Below are 894 nucleotides of genomic sequence, written 5' to 3' on the forward strand. Positions count from 1 at the left end.
CTGACGGGGCGACAAACAAGGCTAAAAACAAGACAGTGTAAACAATGTAACGATTTATGGTAAAAAAAGATAGGTCAGGGATTGTCAATAAGACCTATCTAATGAAAATGATACCTTTATTCTATCAAAAGCACTTAAAAAGTCAATTGAGTCTAAGAGAATACCTGTTTATCCAAATTTTGGTGAACATCCTACAGTCAATTAAAATCGTGAATTTAGAACGATTAGCGAATGGGATACCGTTACCAATTAAATTTGAGAGTAGAAGGAGAAGAATACAAAGATTTCTCTCATTACCAAATTTCACAATTGAAAAAATTTGGTTTCCGATTATTAGGGAATGGTTATCAATATACTTTACCCCAGAAAAAATAATTTATCTAGCCATTGATAGAACCAATTGGAATCGCATAAATTTATTTATGGTGAGTGTCATTTGGGATAAAAGAGCATTTCCAATCTATTTTAAATTATTGCCAAAATTAGGGAGTAGTAACATAGATGAGCAACAAAAACTATTGTCTCAAGTAATGCCACTTTTTCATAACTATGAAATATGTGTATTAGGTGATAGAGAATTTTGTTCTGTAAAACTCGCCAAGTACCTTAAAACATTGGGTGTATACTTTTGCTTGCGATTAAAAAAGAACGAATTTGTAGAGATTGAAAAAGATATTTTTCATGAATTAAACAGTTTGGGATTAGAACCTGGATTATCATTTTTTATTCAAGGTGTGAAGGTAACAAAGAGTCGTGGGTTCATGAGCTTTAACGTTGCTTGTAAGTGGAAGCGTAAAATCAACGGAGTAGCACCGAAAGAAGGATGGTTTATTTTAACGAATTTTGAGTCCTTAGAATTGGCTATTTCTGCCTATAAACAAAGATTTGATATTG

General features: G+C 32.1%; 1 protein-coding gene. It reads left to right on the forward strand.

The window, feature by feature from the left end; genetic code table 11:
- Positions 1 to 107 precede the first annotated feature (107 nt).
- Positions 108 to 894 (forward strand): IS4 family transposase (locus tag ACM0OP_RS24230; RefSeq protein ID WP_414530955.1); only part of this gene is annotated, 787 nt, incomplete at its 3' end.

This window comes from Nodularia chucula CCY0103 (assembly GCF_963923915.1).
Classification (GTDB): domain Bacteria; phylum Cyanobacteriota; class Cyanobacteriia; order Cyanobacteriales; family Nostocaceae; genus Nodularia; species Nodularia chucula.